We start from the raw sequence: 2,325 nt of genomic DNA, 5'->3' as shown, positions 1-2,325 counted from the left end.
ATTTTCAAGACTGGCGTTAACAAATATACCGAAAACTTTGAAAGAAAAAACGTGATTTAAAAGAAAAAAGATTTTCACTTCTGCATTCTGATAAAACCCAAGCCTAGCAATAGCGCAAAACCTGTGTTAGCGGCTGTATTTTTTTTATTCAAAGTTTAGTCTTAACTTGTCAAAAATTTAAAAGCTTATTTTTATGTGGGTAGAAGAAGTATTTCTTGAAAATATTAAATGCTTTGAAAAAGATTCGATTCGTTTGGGTTCCTCGAAAGCACCTTATCCTTGGGTTACTCTATTAGGTGAAAACGGAACAGGAAAAAGTACTCTGCTTCAAGCTTTGGCATTATTATTAGCCGGTCCAGAAGGTGCAAAACAGTTGTTAACCAGACCAGCTGGTTGGTCACGAATTCAGAATAAACCAGGAAAGATAACGATACGATTGCACCAAGGAGATAAAGATCCAGGAACTTATGGTGGAGAGAAAAAAGAAAGAAAGGTATTTCAATATACTTTTCATATAACTGGTAGTGAAACTATTAGAATAAATAATAAAGTATATACTGAGCCCGTAATAGCTGAAGACACGAATAGTCGAGCTTTACCTTGGTTACGTGAAAACGCATTACTTCCAAAAGGCAAAGGATGGTTTGCTGCTGGATATGGGGCTTTTAGAAGATTGACTCGAGATAGTAAAATAATTGTTCCTGCTTTACAAACTCCATTGAGATATACAAATTTTTACACTCAATTTAGAGAAGATCAAGCACTAGAAGCATTTGAGTTATGGATGATTTATTTGGATTATCGCATATCAAAATCAAATGATCCACAAGCTTTGAAGCAAAAAGAATGGGGAATTAAGGCTATTAATAAGTTGTTACCTGAAGGAAATTCTTTCGATTCAATTGATAATAATGGTAGTATATGGTTTAATGTTGCAGGTTCAAAAGTTGCCACAATTTCTCTTTCAGATGGTTTTCGTAGTATTTTAGCATTGGCAGGTGATTTAGTTTGGCGATTAATTGAAGCGTTTCCTACAAGTTCTAATCCATTATTAGAAGAAGGTATTGTTTTAATAGATGAGCTTGACATTCATCTTCATCCATCTTGGCAGAGATCTATTGCTGGATTATTGAGAGAGACTTTCCCTAAAATACAATTTATTATGGCTACTCATAGTCCTCTTGTTGCAGCTGGAGCAGGATATGATGCGGTAACATATAGATTTTATAAAAAAGATAACGATACTATTATAGAACAAATTAATAATATCTTTACAAAAAGTGTTGATCAGATTTTGCAAAGTGAAGCATTTGGTTTAGTTTCTTCTTATTCACCAGAAACACAAAAGAAAATAGATAGATATTATTTGTTAAAAAGAAAGCAAAGATTGAATAGTGATGAAAAGCATGAATTACAGTTAACAATTCCTTTTATTCAAGAAGCTTTAGGAATAGATTTAGAAGAATCTAAAACTGAGAAAGAATTGAATGACTTTATATTAAAAAATTGGAAATGATATTCGTAAATAGAATTGTTGAGCCAGCTTCTTTGGTAACTAATAAAGCAAAATGGTTGAGTGATTATTTATTAGCAATTGATAATTACAATGTTAGTCCAACAAAAAATAATAAAAGACTTGTTAATTTAGCTGAGAATAAATATCGGCAGACTGATGTTAAATCGTCTCTAAAAAATATGTTTGAGGGTAAATGTGCATATTGTGAAAGTCATTTAGCTCATGTGAGTTATGGGCATATTGAACATTTTAAACCAAAATCAACCTATCCAGAAGATTGTTTTACATGGAATAATCTTTTGTTAGGTTGTGAGATATGTAATGGTTCTCAATTTAAATCGACACATTTTCCATTAGCAAGTGATAATGGTCCATTGGTCAATCCAACTGTTGAAAATCCATTTGATTTTTTTGAATTTGAATATGATCCTGCCACAAGTTTAGCAAATGTATTGGGCAAAAATAATAGAGGTATAAGAACTGAAGAATTATTAGGTTTAAATCGTCCTGATTTGTTAAAACATAGAAGTAGAATTGTTAGAAGAATTGCTTTTGTTGCAATTAAAGCCGCACAAGGAGATAGTTTAGCCCTTACTGAAATGAAAAGACTGGTTGCAAATGATGAAGAATATTCAGCATTTTCAATTGCATTATCAAATAAATTTGGTTTAGTTCTATAGAATTGTCTTCGGAATTCTAATATAGCCGCTAACGTTTCGTCGCTTGCGCCAGTGGCGGTTTTCGACACAGACGAAAACAAATATACCGAAAAGTTAGAAAGAAAAAACGCGATTGAAAGAAAAAAGATA

2 protein-coding genes are annotated in these 2,325 nt (G+C 32.1%); both read left to right on the top strand.

The window, feature by feature from the left end; translation table 11 throughout:
- The first annotated feature begins 193 nt into the window (after window positions 1-193).
- Window positions 194-1,516, top strand: a complete 1,323-nt coding sequence (locus tag ACODSI_RS14960) for an AAA family ATPase (protein WP_488917660.1) — start codon at window positions 194-196, stop codon at window positions 1,514-1,516.
- Window positions 1,513-2,196 carry a retron system putative HNH endonuclease gene (locus ACODSI_RS14955; protein WP_488917659.1) on the top strand — a complete coding sequence of 228 codons (684 nt, stop codon included), beginning with the start codon at window positions 1,513-1,515 and terminating at the stop codon, window positions 2,194-2,196. The genes ACODSI_RS14960 and ACODSI_RS14955 overlap by 4 nt, the downstream gene beginning before the upstream one ends.
- Window positions 2,197-2,325 lie beyond the last annotated feature (129 nt).

Source organism: Flavobacterium sp. FG139 (assembly GCF_057809695.1).
Note: the sequence above shows the minus strand (reverse complement) of the source record. Positions and strands in the feature narration are given on the sequence as shown.

What these genes read in the sequence shown, in the direction of transcription:
- ACODSI_RS14955 (WP_488917659.1), top strand. Translation starts at nt 1,513, where the DNA reads ATGATATTCGTAAATAGAATTGTTGAGCCAGCTTCTTTGGTAACTAAT.
- ACODSI_RS14960 (WP_488917660.1), top strand. Translation starts at nt 194, where the DNA reads ATGTGGGTAGAAGAAGTATTTCTTGAAAATATTAAATGCTTTGAAAAA.